Origin of the sequence: Streptomyces sp. NPDC001717 (genome assembly GCF_042892775.1) — a bacterium.
GTDB lineage: Bacteria > Actinomycetota > Actinomycetes > Streptomycetales > Streptomycetaceae > Streptomyces.
In genome coordinates this window covers 79,180-96,288 of sequence record NZ_JBIAUK010000027.1, presented here as the reverse complement: position 1 = coordinate 96,288, position 17,109 = coordinate 79,180, and the positions used below count along the sequence as shown (strand labels likewise).

General features: G+C 74.3%; 15 protein-coding genes. All 15 read left to right on the top strand.

Features of this window, described 5'->3' with window-relative positions; all coding sequences use genetic code 11:
- The first annotated feature begins 435 nt into the window (after positions 1–435).
- The gene (locus ACFYZL_RS31445) at positions 436–1,239 is read left to right on the top strand and encodes a hypothetical protein (protein WP_388683672.1); all 804 of its coding nucleotides are present in this window, start codon (positions 436–438) and stop codon (positions 1,237–1,239) included.
- An 83-nt stretch (positions 1,240–1,322) separates the two neighbouring features.
- A complete protein-coding gene (locus ACFYZL_RS31440; protein ID WP_384746818.1) occupies positions 1,323–2,459 on the top strand; it encodes a hypothetical protein in 1,137 nt (378 codons plus the stop codon).
- Positions 2,460–2,481: 22 nt separating this feature from the next.
- Positions 2,482–2,874, top strand: coding sequence for a hypothetical protein (locus ACFYZL_RS31435; protein WP_384746816.1), 393 nt, complete (start codon positions 2,482–2,484; stop codon positions 2,872–2,874).
- 2 nt (positions 2,875–2,876) lie between these two features.
- The gene (locus ACFYZL_RS31430; RefSeq protein WP_384746814.1) at positions 2,877–3,155 is read left to right on the top strand and encodes a hypothetical protein; all 279 of its coding nucleotides are present in this window, start codon (positions 2,877–2,879) and stop codon (positions 3,153–3,155) included.
- A 3-nt stretch (positions 3,156–3,158) separates the two neighbouring features.
- Positions 3,159–3,659, top strand: coding sequence for a hypothetical protein (locus ACFYZL_RS31425; RefSeq protein WP_384746812.1), 501 nt, complete (start codon positions 3,159–3,161; stop codon positions 3,657–3,659).
- 42 nt (positions 3,660–3,701) lie between these two features.
- The gene (locus ACFYZL_RS31420) at positions 3,702–4,055 is read left to right on the top strand and encodes a hypothetical protein (RefSeq protein ID WP_384746811.1); all 354 of its coding nucleotides are present in this window, start codon (positions 3,702–3,704) and stop codon (positions 4,053–4,055) included.
- The gene (locus tag ACFYZL_RS31415; RefSeq protein WP_384746809.1) at positions 4,052–5,770 is read left to right on the top strand and encodes a hypothetical protein; all 1,719 of its coding nucleotides are present in this window, start codon (positions 4,052–4,054) and stop codon (positions 5,768–5,770) included. Before ACFYZL_RS31420 ends, ACFYZL_RS31415 begins: the two co-directional genes overlap by 4 nt.
- Complete coding sequence (locus tag ACFYZL_RS31410; protein WP_384746807.1) at positions 5,770–6,114, top strand: hypothetical protein; 345 nt, start codon at positions 5,770–5,772, stop codon at positions 6,112–6,114. The genes ACFYZL_RS31415 and ACFYZL_RS31410 overlap by 1 nt, the downstream gene beginning before the upstream one ends.
- Before the next feature lie 14 nt (positions 6,115–6,128).
- On the top strand, positions 6,129–6,527 hold the full coding sequence (locus ACFYZL_RS31405) for a hypothetical protein (RefSeq protein WP_384746805.1): 399 nt from the start codon (positions 6,129–6,131) through the stop codon (positions 6,525–6,527).
- A gap of 3 nt (positions 6,528–6,530) precedes the next feature.
- On the top strand, positions 6,531–7,841 hold the full coding sequence (locus tag ACFYZL_RS31400) for a baseplate J/gp47 family protein (RefSeq protein WP_384746803.1): 1,311 nt from the start codon (positions 6,531–6,533) through the stop codon (positions 7,839–7,841).
- Positions 7,838–10,060: a hypothetical protein gene (locus ACFYZL_RS31395; RefSeq protein WP_384746801.1), complete on the top strand. Its 2,223-nt coding sequence runs from the start codon at positions 7,838–7,840 to the stop codon at positions 10,058–10,060. The genes ACFYZL_RS31400 and ACFYZL_RS31395 overlap by 4 nt, the downstream gene beginning before the upstream one ends.
- Entirely contained in the window at positions 10,057–10,674 is a 618-nt protein-coding gene (locus ACFYZL_RS31390; protein ID WP_384746800.1) for a hypothetical protein, read from the top strand. Before ACFYZL_RS31395 ends, ACFYZL_RS31390 begins: the two co-directional genes overlap by 4 nt.
- 11 nt (positions 10,675–10,685) lie before the next feature.
- Positions 10,686–11,678 carry a hypothetical protein gene (locus ACFYZL_RS31385; protein ID WP_384746798.1) on the top strand — a complete coding sequence of 331 codons (993 nt, stop codon included), beginning with the start codon at positions 10,686–10,688 and terminating at the stop codon, positions 11,676–11,678.
- Positions 11,679–11,694: 16 nt separating this feature from the next.
- The gene (locus ACFYZL_RS31380; protein ID WP_388683666.1) at positions 11,695–15,510 is read left to right on the top strand and encodes a hypothetical protein; all 3,816 of its coding nucleotides are present in this window, start codon (positions 11,695–11,697) and stop codon (positions 15,508–15,510) included.
- Positions 15,507–17,090, top strand: a complete 1,584-nt coding sequence (locus tag ACFYZL_RS31375; RefSeq protein WP_388683663.1) for a hypothetical protein — start codon at positions 15,507–15,509, stop codon at positions 17,088–17,090. Before ACFYZL_RS31380 ends, ACFYZL_RS31375 begins: the two co-directional genes overlap by 4 nt.
- Positions 17,091–17,109: the final 19 nt, after the last annotated feature.

The following is a 17,109-nucleotide window of genomic DNA, read 5'->3' as shown; positions in this document are numbered from 1 at the left end:
TGGTCGTACGCCGCCGACCTTAGCCCCCGCCCCCGACAGCGGTTCTGTGCCTCCGGCAGCCACGTGCGATGCGCCGCTTCGGCGACTGGCACTGCCGGTCGCACCCGAGGGGACTCGCGTTGACGACGGGACGGTGTCGCGCGCACGTGAGGTGACGTCAGAACTCTTGCAAATGCGGGGAATTGTCGACGGCGCGACCGTCCGCGCGCGCCCCGGCGCACACCCCCCACGGTGCTCGCGCGCTCGCCCGAAGGGGCAGGTGAGGGCGGGCGAAACACCGATCGGGGCGCAATCGCCCGATCGGTGTCTCTTCTCCTCCGCAAGGAGTAGGAGACCTTGTCGCCCGGTGTGCGGGCGTGCATCCCTATGTCTTGCCGCACGCCGGAGCCGCACTTTCGTTCTGCGGTCCGCCGCGGCGCGAAAGGACGTGTGTGCATGGGGGGCATCCAGGACCGGGCCATGGCCCGGCTCGCCGATCCGGTCTTGCTCGGCGCCTTGCTCGAACCCCGGGCCCGGTTCCTCGTCGAGCGCACCCATGAACTGGAGTACGAGCGCATCGACTCGGTGGCGGCGCTGCGGGTCCGGAAGGTCGCGGCGCAGTGGCCGGTCTTCCCTCTCGACGCCCGCCGGGGCAACTGGAGTCAGGTCGTACCGGGCACGACGCTGTCCGACTTCCGCTGGGAGGGCGAGACGGCCGAGCCGGTGTGGATCGACGTCCTCGCCGAGCTGGAGATCGACGTCGTCGCCGAAACCGACCCCGGCGGCCTCGACTCCCTCGTCGTCAAGGCCGTCGACGCGTACGACACCCTGGACGAGTTCCGCGACCAGTTCCGTTTCCTGGACCTGGACGCGTTCATGCGCAGCCACGGGCTCGTCACCGTGGAGGACCTGCGCGAGTCGGGCGAGTACCTCCGCACGGAGGTGAAGCTGCGCCGGCCGCCCGTCTTCGACCCGGGGCACCCCGCCAACCGGCGGACCGTCGCCGTGGACGCCGCCGTGGTGGTCGGCGCCGCCGACGATGTCGCAGGAGCGGTACGGACGGCCCGTCTGGTCGCCGCCGCGGCCCGCGACCGTCCGTTGCCCCCAGGATCCTTCGGAGTGCGCGTCGCGCCGTACGCGCTCGTCGCCGCCTTCCCGGCCCCCGTGCCGCTGCCGCCGCCCGCCGAGCCGGGGCTCACCCGGGCGCAGATCGAGAGTCTGCTGGAGGGCGCGGGCATGGCGGCGGTGTTCCTGACCTGACGCGATCGCCGCCTTCGGGCCCGTCCGGGCCACCGGTCGGCGAGCGCCGAAGACCCACCCCGTTCCGGAAGGAAGCACGTCCCATGCCCAACACTCCCGTCCGCTACGTCCGCGTCAAGACGGAGGGCTTCCCCTTCGCCCCCGCCGCCCGCGCCTACGGGAACATCGCCGTCGTCGGCGTGGCGACCCCGCCGACGACAAGCCCGCCCGGGGACTTCCTGGCGCCCAACGTCCCCCACCTGTTCACCGACGTCAACGAGGCCCGCAGGATCGCCTCCGGCCCCCTCGGCGACGCCATCGCGACGGCCCTCGTGCAGGAGCCGGGCCCCAGCGAGGTCTGGGGCGTGCGGCTCGCGCAGTCCGACGCCCATGACGACGCGTTCGCCAAGGTGGGCACGCTGAACGTGCAGATCGTCGTCGTCGCCGACACCGAACTGGCCCTCGTCGCCCCGCCGGGCGGCGGCCCGGTCGCGCCGACCCCCGGCATCGCGAAACTGGCCGAGCACGTCTGCGCCCCCATGGCCGACGGCATGGAACGCATCGGTGTCGCGATGCTCGCCAAGGGCGCCGCCGACCCCGCCGTGGTGACCGGCACCCTGGTCACCGACCGCATGGTCTACGTGGCCCACAAGAGCGACGAGGACGTCGCCGCCGCCGTCGCCGGGACCATCGCGGGCTACGAGCCGCACGTCTCCCTGCTCCTGAAGAAGGTCAAGGTGAGGTCCGACGCGTTCTCCGCCGCGGACCTCGTCAAGCTGAACGGATCCGAGGAGGAAGGCGGCGGACCGGGCGGCAAAGGCGTCAACTGGCTGGTCGACCCGCCGCTCATCCCCGGCGCGGGCGTCTACCTCGGCGAGGGCTACACCGGCGACACCCGCGGAAAGAGGTACATCGATGTCGTCCGCACCGTCGACGACATCACCTTCCGACTCAAGGCCCGCCTCATCGGCACCATCGGCAACCTCCGCATCAGCCGCTCCGGTCTGCGCGGGCTCGTCGCCGAGATGGAGACCGTCCTCGAACCCCTGCGCAGGGCCGAGGTCATCGAGGAGTACGAGATCGTCGTGCCCATCCTCGCCCTGCTCGACAAGCCGCAGCGCACCCCGACCGAGGACGGCCTCGTCCGGGCGGCCCAGACCGACCGCGCCGCCGAGGCCATGGTGCGGGTCGTCTACGCGGGCGCGATCCACCGCATCAACATCACGCTCAAGTTCGTCTGACCCGACCAAGGAGCCGTTTCCCATGTCCGACTGGAACACCCGGCTGGAAGTGAAACTCGCCGGCCGGACGATTTCGCCGATCACCAACTTCTCCCCGTCGTTCAACGTGCCGCACACGGTGATCCACAGCCTGGAGGCGGACGGCGTCGGCTATGTGCGCCAGCCCTTCACCTTCACCTTCACGCTCACCATCCCGGCCATCGCCTCGGCCGTCGCCGATCTCACCGAACTCGCCGTCAAGGGAGGGGAGTTCGCCATCGCGGTCGCCGAGAAGAAGGGCAACGACTGGGCGTTCTCCTCGCTCAAGTTCAGTCGTTGCGTGGTGAGCGCCGCCCAGCCCAGCAACATCACCGTCGACGGCGTCCCGCAGGCCACCTTCACCTGCATGGCCCTCAACGTCGGCGTGGAGGACTGACCGTGCCCCCCGAGACCTCCGATGACGCCACCGCACCCGCGGCTCGCTCCGGCGACCGGGTGGAGCGCACCGGCATCGCCCTCGTCCACGAGGGCGAGTACATCGTGCCCGCCCCCGGCAGCGAGGCCGTGGTCTCCCACCGGGGCGACGCCGGCCAGGTCGTGCACTACCACTTCCCCGTCGAGGTGGAGGTGGTCGGCGCCCTCCAGGACCACCACCTCCGTCGGATCGCCGCGCACGTCTTCGAGGAACTCGACCGTGAACTCGGCAGCCGGGGGTAGCCCGTGGCGGACAAGGTGCTCATCGGCACGATCCCCCTGCTGTACGTGCAGAGCCTCACCATGACCGAGGGGTACCGGGTCGAGCGGATCCTGGGCAGCAGGTTCTCCCAGGCCACCCAGCCGTCCACGAAGACCCTGACCGTCGAGGCGGTGCTGCTCGGTCCGGACCGCTTCGCGACGAAGAAGGCCCTGGAGGTGCTCGCGCTCACCTCGCGGGCACTGCTCTCCGCCGCCGGACCGGCGCTCGCCGCCACCGGCATCCCCGTGGTGTGCGGGCTCACCCTCAGCCTCGACATGCAGATCACCGACCTGCGGTTCGCGCAGAGCGTGCAGAAGCGGGACGCCTTCGACCTGTCCATGACCCTCCAGCACGTGCCCCGCTCCAGCCTGGGCGCGCTGATCGGCGAGGCCGCCGACCTGGCGCTCGCAGCCGGGAGCCCCGGCGTCCCCTCCATGCCGGCCCCCGGGGCCGTGCCCCGCTCCCCCGGCCCTCCGTTGCTCTGACCCACCCCCACGACCAGCCGCCCCGTCCCGAGAGGAAGCCCGATGCAGGCGAGTCTGCCCGTCGACGCCGACGAAGGATTTCCGCAGTCCTTCCGGCTGCGCTTCGGCGAGCGCGTCTACCGGATCGAGCTGTACGTCAACGCCGCGGAGGAGACGGTGGCCGCGGGCGGGGTGCTCGACCTGCTCGGCGGCGGCGGGCCGTTCCTGGTGATCGCCGTGGCCCGCGAGGAGCCCGGCGGACTCGTCCCGCTGCTGCGCCGCAAGGCCGTCCGCGGCCTGCCCTGCCCGGCCGGCGAGCTCCAACTCGTCTTCCGGGAGGCCCGCGTCGACGTGCGCAACCTCAACGGCACCGGCGGCTACGGCTCCAAGGTCCTCGCGGGGGTGGGCGCCCGATGAGCTTCGCCATCCGCTACAGCCTCACCGTCGCCGAGGAGGAGACCAAGGGCTCCGTCACCGGCGTCGTCGCCAAAGCCGGAGCCGCCGCCGAAGCCGCCGCCGAGGCGGCCGGGCCGCTGACCGGTCTCGGCGGGCTCGCCACCCTGCCGCTGACCGTCTCCAACGACGTCCTCGGCGGCTCCCTGGTCCTCGACGCCGACATCACCGTGACCATGGGCGAGGGCGCCGTCGCGAGCACCTTCGAGGTGGTCCTCGTCAACCTCCCCGCCCAGACCGTCACCACCCTGCGCGACACCCTCGCCCGGCGCCCGCTCGCCGCCACCGTCCGGCTCGGGTACTTCGACGACCCGACCGTCGGCCGCCACCCCGTGATGACCGGCCGGATCGTGAAACTGAACTCCTGGGTCGCCGAGGACGGCCTCAGCAGGGTCCGGCTCACCGGCCAGGACGCCGGCGGCTACGCCCTGCGCATGACCCCCGCCGGCGTGCACCGCGCCGAGTCCGCCACCGCCCTGGAGTTCGCCGAGAAGGTCGCCGAGGCCGCCGGACTCACCGTCGCCGACAAGTCCGAACTGGCGACCCCCCTCACCGACCACACCGTCCGCAACCCCTCCGCGCTCGACGCGCTGCGCGAACTCGCCGACACCGCCCGCGCCCCCGTCGTGATCCGCGACCGGCGCGTCCTCATCGGCCGCGCCGTCGGCACCGACGACCCCGCCCCGGTCGCCTTCGACCCGGAGGTCAACCTCGTCTCGTACGGCGACGCCCAGGGCGAGGAGACCCTCGTCGTGGCACCCGGCGAGGAACGCCCGCCCACCCGGAACTCGCTCGACCTGGTCGTCCTCGGCCACCCCGACCTGCGGGTCGGCCAGACCGCCGCCTTCCACCGCTTTCCCGACGCCCCCACCGGAACGCTCCGCGTCAACCGGCTCGTCCACCGCTTCGGCGTACGCACCGGCTACGTCTGCGAGGTGCAGCTCGTCGCCGCGCGCGCCGGGGAGTTCGTCGAGGCCGTCGACGGCGTCCGCGCCGTCGCCGACCGCCTCGACGCCGGCGCCCAACGCACCCTCCTCGCCCGCCCCTCCGTCGACGTCGGCGAGGTCAGCGCCTACAAGAGCGCAGGCCACCAGGTCTCCCTGCGCTACGGACAGTCCCCGCCGCCCTCCACGAGCATGCCCAGCGTCACCGCACCGGTCGGCGACGACGTCCTCCTCGACAAACCCGTCGCCGCGCCCTTCGCGTTCGGCCCGTGCGGGCTCATGACACCCGTCTACCCCGGCATGCGCGCCCTGCTCGCCCACAACCGCAACCTGGTCAACGACGCCGCCGTCGTCGGCTGGCTCTGGCCCCGCACCCCCGGCGCGCGAGCCCCCGCGCCCGAACCCGGAGACCACTGGCTCGCCCTGCCCACCGGCACCGGCTCCGACGGGCAGCCCACCGGCCCCGGCGTCAACGACCTCACCGACGCCAAGGGCGGCCGGATCATCCAGGCCCGCGGCCTGCACATCCTCGTCGGCACACCGAAACTGCCGCAGGTCGGCACCCGCCCCACCCCACCCGACGACGACACCGTCACCATCGAGCACCACACCGGCACCACCATCGCCATCGACCCCTCCGGGGCCGTCACCGTCCGCACCGACGGCCCCGCCATCACCCTGACCAACGGGACCGTCAGCCTGTCCCTCGACGGCGCCTCCGTGCAGGTGACGTGATGCCCGAAGTCCTCACCACCGCCTCCGTCCTCAAGTGCGCCCACGGCGCCACCGTCCTCGCCACCGCCTCGCAGAGCGCGCTCACCGTCGACGGCGCCCCCGCCCTGCTCGTCACCGACCTGCTCACCGCCACCGTCCCCGCCTGCCCCAACATCGACGCGAGCAAGGGGCAGGCGCCCTGCGTCAAGGTCACCGCCGTCAGCACCGGCGCCAGCCGCCTGCTCAAGGTCAGCGGCACCCCCGTCGCCCTCGCCACCGCGAAGGGCACCACCCAGGCCGTCCCCGTCCTCCCCGTCGCCTGGCAGGTCGAGGACCCGGGCCAGACCCTGCTCCGTACGGACTGAGGAGCCGCCAGCCCATGACCAGCCCCGCCCCGCTCGAACCACTCGGCCACAGCCTGCTCCTCGACGACGGCGACCTCGTCGTCCGCGGCGGCGCTCTCGCCGAGGTGCACGGCCTCGCCAACCTCGTCCAGGCCCTCACGCTGCGCCTGCTCACCCCGTACGGCAGCGACCCCTGCGACCACCGCTACGGGCTCAGCGCCGGGCAGGCCTTCACCCACCCCGGCGGCACCCGCGTCCTGAAGGACCTGCTGCGCCTGGAGATCGTCCGCACTCTGGCCGCCGATCCACGGGTGCGGGAGGTCGTCGACGTCACGTTCACCGAGGACCACGCCGTCCGGGTCCTGACCGTCCGCGTCCTCGTCGAGGCCCTCGACGGCCGGACCACCGCCCTGACCGCCGAAGTGGAGGTGTGAGCGATGACGTACGGCGTGACCCCCGACGGCTTCGTCCTCAAGGGCCTCGACGTGATCCTCGCCGAGAGCAAGGCCCGCACCCGGGCCGCCCTCGGCGCCGACGTCGACCTGTCGCCCACCAGCCCCCTGGGCAAGATCCTGGAAGTGGTCGCCCAGGAGGACGCCGAACTGTGGAAGCGCATGGAGGCCCTCTACTACGGGCAGTTCACCGCCACCGCCGACGGCGCCGCCCTCGAACTCCTCGGCGACGACGCGGGCCTCGCCCGGCACGCCGCCCGCCGCGCCGGAACCGTCGCCCTCACCCTGACCGGCGGCGTCCCCGGCCGGACCTACGTGGTGCCCGAGGCGACGGTCCTGCTCGGCGACGGCGACCCCGCCCGGGCCTTCGCCACCACCGCCCCCGTCGAACTGACCACCGCCGCGCCCGCCCGTACCGTCCGTGTCCTCGCCGTCGACCCCGGGGAGGGCCCGGTCGCCGCCGGGAGCGTCGACGACGTGCACCCGGCGCACCGCGCCCAGTACCTCGCCGACTGGCCGCCCGCCGCGCTCGTCGTCACCAACCCGGCGCCCTTCGACGAGCTGATCCCCGAGGACGACGACGCCTACCGGGCCAGGATCATCGCCCTTCCGCGCGCCCTGTGGACCGTGGAGAGCGTGCGGCAGGCGGCCCTGGGCGTGCCCGACGTCATCGACGCCCGCGTCTCCGACCCGCTCGGCGGCATCGACGTCTCCCAGGCCTACTTCGGCGGCTTCGACTTCGGCGGGCGTACCTTCAGCGACGAACGGCGCGTCGGCGAGCCCTACTTCGCGGAGGTCGCCGTAGCCCACCACGGCCTGCGGCCGTGGCGCACCCTGGCCGCCCCGGGCTCCGTCACCGGCGTGTACGAGCTCGTCGAGGCGGCCGTCGACCGGGTCCGGCCGATCGGCGTCCACGTGAACGTCGTCGAGGCCGACCACATCGACGTCGCGGTGCGCGCCGAGATCGTCCTCGCCGCCGGCTTCGACGGCGCCACCGTCGTCGACCGCATCCGGACCCGCCTCACCGCCGACATCGGCCGGCTCCGGCTCGGCGACGACGTCCTCTACGCCCGCGTGATGTGCGCCCTCGCCGAACAGCCCGGCGTCGACGACGTCCGCCGGCTCCATCTGCGGCGCTGCCCGCCCGCGTTCGGGCGCTTCGGCTTCGGCGGCGTCCTCTACCAGCTCGGCACCGTCGAGGCCGCCGTCGGCGAATCCCTCGCCATGGGCCCCACCGAGATGGCCGTGTTCGCCGCCGACCCCGCCCTCAGCAGCATCGAGGTGGTCGGCCGATGAGCAGCACCCTCGACACGGCCGCCCCCGCCGTCGCACCCGACCCGCCCCGGCTCGCCGCCGCCGACATGGCCGCGCGGCTCACCGTGCCGTTCGCGCGCGGCGCCGACCGGCTGCGGCTCGTGGTGCGGGGCACGGCCGTCGACCCGTACGACTTCCGGCTGCACACCGCGCAGTTCGGCGTCACACCCCGCCCGCTGTACATCCTCCAGGCCCGCCGGGACGTCCCCGCCGGGACCACCGTCACCCTCGGCGTACGCGGCGCCCCGGCACTGCCGGTACCGCTGCCCGACGGGCTCACCACCGGAACCTCCGTCCCCCTCCCCGACGGCACCGGCATCCTCACCGGCATCCAGTCCGGCCTCGCCGGACCCCAGGAGGACTGGTGGCAGCTCACCGCCCTCCTCGGCACCATGGGCCGGCTGCTGTGGGCCGTCGGCTGGGAACGCGACCACCTGCGCCGCCAGCTCTCCCGCACCGCCGCCCAGCGTTCCCTCGCCCACGCCTTCGGCGTCCACCTCGACCGCAACGGCGCGGGCCTCGGCGTCGTCCGCGCCCCCGGCGAGACCGACGCCGCCTACCGGCGCCGCCTCACCGTCGCCCGCCGCTGGACCCTGCCCACCCCCGCCGGCCTCCTCGCCGCCCTCAACGACGCCGTCGGCCCCGTCGACGGCATCGCCGACCCCCTCGTCCTCGACGACACCGACGCCGAACTCCGCCGCGGCCTGCTGCCACTTCGCGTCGCCCCCCTCGACCTGCCGCCCGGACAGAGCGTCGACCTCCTCGGCACCATCGGCACCGACCTGCCCCGGCCCCCCGTCGACGAGGTCTTCCACCCCGGCCTCCTGGTCGCCCTGTCCCCCTTCGCCGCCGAATCCCGGCCCCTCCCCGGGACCCCCGAACCCCTCCTCGTCCAGTCCGTCGTCGTCGCGGCCATCGCCCGGCTCAACCTCTTCGCCTCGCTGTCCGTCGTCCACGCCGGATACGACCCGAGGGCCGACGACGCCCGCGCCACCGGCCGCGCCGTCCTCCTCAGCCACGACACCATCCCCGGCGAACGGATCGCGGCCCTCGCCCACTGGTCCGGATTCGACCTGGTCACCCACCGCCCGGACGGACTCGTCTACGCCGAGTGCGCACCCGGCGAACTCCTCGGCATGGACACCGGCAACGGAACCATCCCCGTGGACGGCGGCCTCCCCGTCGACGGGACGACCACCCTCTCCGTACGGCCCCTCGTGCCGCCCCCCGGCTCCCTCGTGCGCTGGTACCTGCTGCGCGACGGCGCGGGCCGCGGTGAATTCGTCGGCCCGGCCGAAGGGGCTTCCGTCGTCCTGCGCGGCAAGGCCCCCGGGCGACTCGTCGTCGTCGCCGAGCTCCGCCTCGCCGGCCTCACCGCCTCCGCCACCCGCGAGCTCGTCGTCCGGCCCGTCACCGTCGCCGACAACACCGCGATCGGCGCCGACGGCACCCCCGATCCGGCCCCGCCCCCGCCCATGCCGCCCGGCGAGGGTCTCCACCCCGCCTTCCTCGTACGCCACGACGACCCCGCCCACGCCGAGTACGGCACCGACCCGGAGACCCACCGAATGCGCCGCGAGGTCGCCGAACGCCTCGACGCCCTGATCGCCCTCGTGCCGGCGGCGACCACCGGCAGGCTGGCCGTCCGCAGGGACCTGAGCGCGACGGCGAGCCCCCTCGCCAGGGAGGCGCGCGAACTGCGCCTCGGCCATCCGGGGCTGCCCCCGGGAACGCTCGGCGCGCTCGCCCACCGGGCCGGCTTCAGCTACGTACGCGTCGCAGGCCCGGTCGTCACGGTCGCCCAGGAACACCAGGACCCCGTCCGGGTCACCACCGGGCTCTTCCGCGACGTCCTGCCGATCGGCACCACCGTGCCGCTGACCGTGACCCCCTCGCCCGCCGAGGTCGGCGCCGCCGGCGTCCTCGGCTGGTCCACCGGCGACGGCGCCGCCGCCCTCCTGACCACCGCCCCCGGCACGATGTCCGTACGCGGCGAACACGGCGGACCCGCCTGGGTGCAGGCCGCCTACCGCGTCGGCGACAAGACCGGCCCCTACCAGCTCACGGTCCGGCTGCGCCCCGAACTCACGGGCCACACGCTGCCGCCCGCCACCCGATCCCTGATCGTCCAGCTCCTCGACGACCTGCGCCCGCTGGGCGTCGAGGTCGTCACCCGTCTCCTGCCCGGAGGAACCCCGTGACCGACATCGTCTTCAGCCCCACCTTCAAACACGTGGCGTGGGTCGACAACCGCGACCGCGTGGCGGCGAGCGGGCAGAACGGCTTCAACGTGCGCTTCGACTCGATCCAGCGGGACCTGGAGAGCCTGTCGAAGGTGGTGGCTCAGATCGACACGGGCTTGAAGGCGGCGGGTCAGCGGCCGACGGTGGAGCGGAAGCTCACGCTGGCACCCGCCTTCGTCCCCGTGGAGGGCGACCCGCCGTGGAGCCTCGACTCCTTCGGGGTGGCGACCAGGAAGGACGGGTCCCGTCCGAGCCTTCGGGGGATCATGAGCGTGCCCCTGCCCGACGGCGTCGTCCTGCGCCGGCTCCGCGCGACCGGCCGGAACACCGGCAGCGGCAGTCTGCAAGTCACTCTCTTCCGCATCCCGCTCGCGGACTCCAGCAACCTCGAGACGGTCGTCCAGGTGTCGTGCTCCGGGGGGCCCTTCGGCGATCCGCAGGACGTGCCGGCCGACCGGAACCGGGTGGACATGGGCACGTACCGCTACTTCATCGACGCGTACGCGGAGAACGCCCCCGCCGGAACCTCCCTCGTCATCACGAGCATCCAGCTCTCGTACCTCAGCATCTGAACGGAGGCCCCATGGCCGACACCTTCTTCATCCCCATGGACGGCAACGACGGTGGCTCACGGCCGTGGCCCGACAGCAACACGACCAAGTTCTGGGACAACAACGGCCTCTGCATCCGCACCTATCCCATTGCCGGCGACCGCAGCCGCTACGAGGACGGCAACACCACCAGGGTGGACCTGGAGACCGTGGTCAAGGTCAAAGTCCAGAACAAGACCAGTAACCTGATCCAGGGCGTCCGGGTCCAGGCGTACCTGTTCTCACCGGGGTACGGCCCCTCGATGACACCTTCGGCGAAGTACAAGCCGTTCGACGAGGCGCCCCCCACGGACATCCCGGGTGGGCAGGCGGTCGAGATCGTGGCGCCCCCGGTCTGGAAGCCCACCACCACCGAGCTCGGGATGACGAGCGCCACCGCGCACTTCTGCGTCGCCGCGAACGTCTACACGACGGGGCCGAATGCGGAAGGGGCGCTGCTCGCCGAGAACCAACCGTTCGAACCCGTCAAGAACGCGCACCACGCCCAGCGCAACATCGTCCTGAGGGAGGCATCACACGGCCCCGGCACCTCGTCGAAGGTCCCCACGACGCAGTACCCGCCGCCGGGAGGAGGGGACACGATGTTCAGGGTCAGCACCGAACACGTGACGACGAAGCCCAGCGAGAGCCAGCTCGCCATGCTCGTGCACCATCCTGGCGTCGTGGCGACCGAGGCCGGGATCGCCCGGGGGGAGATCAGCCTGACCACGTCCGGCGGGCTCGTGCCCATCACGGTCGGTACCGAGCCGTCGGCAATCGCCCTGCGGTCCGATCTCGTCCCCGGGCTCGACACGCTCTTCAGCCTCCCCCCGGACCGTCCCGACCGGATCGACACCGACCTCGTCGTCGACCTGCCGGAGGGCGCCCCGCTCGGCAGCCTGCACACCTTCGACATCGCCCTGTGGAGCGAGCGCGGAGACATGCTCGGCTGCCCGCTCCGCGTGATGATCCTGGTCACCGAGTAGCGGAGCCGGACCCGCGATGGAGACCCACGTCCACGTACCGGTGAGGATCACCCTCACCGGCGAGCCCGGCCCCGACGAACTCGCCGCACTCACCCGACGGCTCACCGCGCTCGTCGCCGGGCGGCTCGCACAGGCCGAGCGGGAACTCGGGCGTGGGCGGCCGGCCCCCGCGTGGACGGCGGGCGGCGGGGTGCGGGAGGTGCACGAGCCGGACCGGGACGTGGCGGGCGGCTACGCGCTGCCGTCCTACGCCGACGCCGGGCGCCGCACCACCATCCCGGTGGCGGGCCCGGCGCCCTGGACCATCGTCGGGACCGCGCGGGCGCGGATGGAGGTCGGGCGGTTCATCGGCTTCGTGGAGGGCGAGCTGCGGCAGCCGTTCCCGCAGGGCGCCCTCTACCGCTCGATCGCCGGCTCGGTCCGCGCGGTGGACATCTGGCTGGTGCGCGTCGACCAGGTCCAGGAGCCCGACGAGCTGGGGCGGCAACTCGTGGCGCTCGGCTCCGCCGAGGAGGCGAGCGGGGCGAGCGAACCCGCCTGGTTCGTCTCCGGATCCACGACCGCACTGGGCCGGCTCGCCGAAGCCGACGCGAGCGGGACGGTCGCCGCCCGCCTCCCCCGCCTGCCCAGGAACCACGCCGTCTTCGCCGCCATGCGGCTGCCCCGCGTCACCCTCGCGGACGTCGCCCACATCGGGCCCGCCCTCAAACTCGCCATGACCGTCCGCGACGCCGGGTTCTGCGTGGACCCGGCGGTGTTCGAGCGGGCCACCGGCCTGCCGTGGAGCCGGTACGCCGAGGAGTACGCGGAGGAGACCACCACCGTGTGGATGCAGCCCGTCGTACTGCGCGCCGCCTCCAACGCGGTCCGCACTCCCACCGGAATCGAGCGCGACGCCCTGCGCCTGCTGCTCGAACGGCACGTGGCGCACGGCCCCGCGCACCGCGAACCGGCCGCCCGCCTCTTCATCGCCCCGAGCGGCGTCCCGCACGGCGTGCCCGACTCCGTCCGGGCGGCCGCCGTGTGGCCGGACGAGGAGGGCGAGCGGGTGCTGTACTGCCGCGCCGCGCTCGATCTCGGCCCCGAGACCCTGGGCGCCGCGTTCTTCCGGCCGGAGGCCCGGCGGCTGGCGGGCGAGCTCGTCCCGCTCCTCGGGGAGGACGAGTTCGCCGCCGCCCTCGACGCGCTGCTCACCAGGAGCGTCTCCCAGGACCGCGGGCGGGCCGGCACCCTCCTCCAGTACGTGCTGATCAGTCTCGAACGCCGGGGGAAACTGGGCGAGTTCTTCGCCGCCGCCGACGCCACCCGCCGGTTCGCCCTGCGGCTGCGCCTGCTCCGGCAGTGCGAGGCCACCCCGTACGCGCACCACGAGAAGGTGGCCGCCCTGCGCGCCGCCCTCGCCCGGGAGCGGGCCGCCACCACCGCCCACACCTACACCGTCGGCGGCCCGGGAAAGGGGGCCGTGCGGCTCGACCGCCGTCCGGACGGCACGGTGCTCGCCGGAGAGGTCCTCGGGAAGGCCGACCCGCTGTACCGCAAGCGCCGCGACATCACGCGCCCCAAGCCTGGCCGGGCCGAGGCCCTGCGGGACGCGCTCCTCGCCGAACGCGGGCACATGGTGGGGAACATCCTCGCGGGGGACGACCGACGCGACTACTCCGAAGGGGAGTTCAGCACCGCCGCGGTGGAGCGGGCCGCGCGGGCGGTGCGGTTCACCGCCGACGACTTCGAGAAGGTCGAGGTCGAGTACGGCATCGTCCTCCTGGAGGTGTTCGACGCCCAGGAGCAGGGACTGCCCTCCTACGAGATCGGGTTCTCAATCGTCTCGCGCGTCGTGGGCGACGGCGGGAAGTGGGAGACGGCCGCCGGTCCCCTGCGCGAACCCGTCGGCGAGTTCGAGGCACGGCTCGTGCACTGGCGGCTCGGCCGTGCCGGGGACGCCTACCGGATCGCCGGCCTCACCGTCGCCGTCGTCGGCGGCGCGGCCCTCGCCTGGGAGGCGGGCGTCGTCACCTCCCTCATCCGGCTTGGCGGCTCCCTCGTCCGGCTCGGCGGCGGCATCGGCGCGGTGAGTGCGAACATCGGCATCACCGAAGCCGCCTATCTGATCAAAGTCCTGCTCGGCCACGAGGAGTTCAGGGTCGGCGGGTTCCTCATGGCCGCCGTCGACGGCTACCTCGACGCCCTCGGCTACCGGGTCGGCAGCGGACTCGGCGGCTGGACCGGGAGCCGGATCGGCACCGCCACGCTGCGCGGCCGGATCGCCGCCTGGATCGCCGGGCAGCTGGTCACCGGCGCGGTGGGCGGCGCCACCGCCGCCGCCCTGCGGACGTTCGCGCACGACATCGTCGCCGGCAGCTGGTCCGGCGTCGACAGGTACGTCGCCACGATGGAGGAACAGGCCGTCTACGGCGTGGTCCTGGCCTTCACCGTCGATCCCTTCCTGCGGGCGCTCCTCGCCCGGGTCGGGCCCACGCTCATCAAGACCGCGTTGGTGACGCGCCTGCTCAGCGCCGAGGGCGTCACGGCCGAACGCTGGGCGGAGGCCCTGGCCCTGACCCGGCAGCGGATGGAGCACTCCCTGAGCCAGACCCTCCCGGCGGCGGAGGCGCGGGCGTGGGCGCGGGCGATCGGCGCGCGCGCCGAGGAGGCGGGCCGGGGGCTCGCCCACGCGCGCCCCACGGGGACGGCGTCGCGCGTTCCCGCCCGGATCACACCGGCGCACGAGGCACCCGGGCACGGGGCATCGGCCCGCGAAACGCCCGCCCGTGCGGCGACCACGCACGAGGCACCCGCCCATGCGGCACCGGCGCACGCGACACCCGCGTCCGCGCCCGGGTCCGCGCCCTCCACGCTCGCCCCGGTCGCCGAGGCCGCGCGTGCCGTCGCCTCCGTGCACGCCGGTGAGAGCGCGCGCCCCGGCGCGGACGCCGCATCCCAGGCCGAGGACGCGCGCCCCGGCGCGCAGAGCCCGCCCCCCGCCACCGAGGCCCCCCGCCCGCGCCCCCAGCCCACCACGGTGTGGCCCAGCTGGGCGCGGCTCAGGGAGGCCTCGCTCATCGACCGGGAAGCCGCCCTGGACCGCCACTGGTACGAGACGGCCCGCATCGAGGAACTGAGCGCCCGCGAGGCCCACGACCCCGTGGCCAAGGAGCTCCTGGACAAGGAGTGGGGCGGTGCCAAGCGCCCGTACCAGCCCGAACGCCCCACCGACCCCGCCATCCAGGACCAGCTGCGCGGTGACCTGCGCGAGGTGCGCGCCGCCGTCGAGGCGGAGCGGCGTCGGCGGGAGGCGGATCGGCTCCGGCGGGAGGGGCCGGGGCGGCGCAAACCGTCCGCCCGCGAGCCCGCGGGATACGAGCGGCTCACCACCCGGGCCGGAGCGTACTGGGTGGAGCCGACCGCGAAGGCCGCCGCCGCGTACCGGGGCACGCTCGGCGTCGCCCGTTCCGACATCCCCGCCCTCGCCGGGGAGCTGTTCGCCGGCGGCTCGCCGAAGGCCTTCGGCTCGTATGACCCCGCCCATGAGATCCGGCCGGCGGACAACGTCGCCCCACAGGCCCACGGGCACGCCGAGCAAGACCTCGGCCAGCAGCTCGACGCCCGTCTCGCCCGCCTGACCGAGGCCGAACGGGCCGCCGCGCGCGGCCACACCGTCTACATCCGTGTCGACCAGGAGGTCTGCGGGCCCTGCGCTGCCGGACTCGGCACCGGGACCCGCCTCGGGGTACTGGCCCGACTCAGCACCCTCCACCCCGACATCGTCTTCGAGGTCACCGCCGACGACGTCAGCACCGTCTACCGGATCGTCGCCGGAAAGAGGGTGCGATGAGCACCGGCCGCCACGAGCGCCGCTTCCACCCGCCCGAACTGCCCGTCCGGCCCGAGGGCCTCGCCCCGGAGACGGCGCGGCTCCTGGAACTCGCCGTCAGGCAGGCCGTCGCGGACGCGGTACAGGCGCTCGACGGCGACCGGACCGGCGGGCCGACCACGCCGGCGGCCCCTCCCGGTGGGGCCCGGCCCGCCGCGGAGGCGTCCCCGGCGTCCGCGCCGCGCGCTTCCGTGGACGGCTACGAGGTGCCCAGCTACGCAGACGCCGGCCGGCCGGTCGCCCTGCCGCTGCTCGACGGCCCCGGGCCGGCCGCGACCGGCACTGTCGGACGGCCCGCGGGCGGCCTCGGCCTCGCCGCCCACACCGGGAGCGGCGCACGCGACCTCGGCGCCGGCGCCCGCCCCTGGGGCGCGCCCGCGTCTCCCGCGTCGTCGCCCGCGCACGAGGGAGAGTGGGCGCCCGAACGGCTCGCCACCCTGCGGACGCGCATGGGCGACGGGTTCCGGCACGCGCCGCTCGGCAGCATCTCCCTCGACCGCCTCACCGTCGGCTCCGCCGAGCTCCCGCTCGTGCCCGCGCTCGGCGGCACCGGCCCGGAGCGGACGGTGGCCGACCGGCTCGGCGCCGGGGCCTTCTACCTCGACCCGCTCGCCCGCGAACGCCTCGGCCCGGCCGCCACGACGCTGCCCGGCGCGGGCTACGCCGTGCACCGGGTCACCGACGACGGGCACCGCCACGACACCGGGCTCCGCGTCGTCACCCCGGACACCGGCACCGTCCCGGCCGGCATCCTCGCGTACACCGTCCCGTACGCGGGAGAGATCGGTCCGGGAGCGGACGCCCGCCCGTACCCCCTCGAAGGCGCCGACGGGGCCTGTCTGTTCAGCGGCCTCCTGTGGGGCGCCGACGAGCACCTGGACCAGGTCGTCGAGTGCGTCGGCGCGCTCGCCGCGGCCGTGCGTCCCGCCGGGCACGCCGGGGACGCCGGGGACGCCGGGGACGCCGGGGAAACGCTCTGGTTCTGGGGCGCGAGCGCCGACTGCGTCGAGCATCCGCTGGTCCTCGCCGAGCAGGGCCTGCGGGAGTTGCGCGAGATCTACCGGGAGAAGCTGGAGCAGGGCGAGTTCTTCGACGCGGGACGCGTCCTCTGCCAACTGGTCCTCACGCTCCTCAGCCTGCCCGGGCGCCTCCCCGTCCCGCAACGGCCCGCCCTGCGGCGCGTCGCCGTGGCGGATCTCGGCGGCATCGGAGTACGGGCCCTGGACGTGATCGGCTTCCTGCTCGGCGAGCCGCATGCCACGCTCACCGCCGAGGGAGCCCTGCTCGCCCTGGCGGGGGACCAGGCCGTCCTCGTCGCCGTGCCGGGCGACAAGGGCACCCGGGCGCTCTCCCGTTCCGAGCTCGCCACGGCGCTGGAGGCGGGCGACGTGCCGCTCACCGTCGCCGAGGCGGAAGGGCTGGCGCGGGCCCTCGGCGGGAGCCCGGGGACCGGGCCGCGAGAACGGCGCGTCCGGCGCGAGGCGGCCCGCAGGGTCGGCGTGCCCACGCGTCCCGACACCCCGCCCGTCACACCCGGTTGATCTTCGCCTTGCCCGGGTG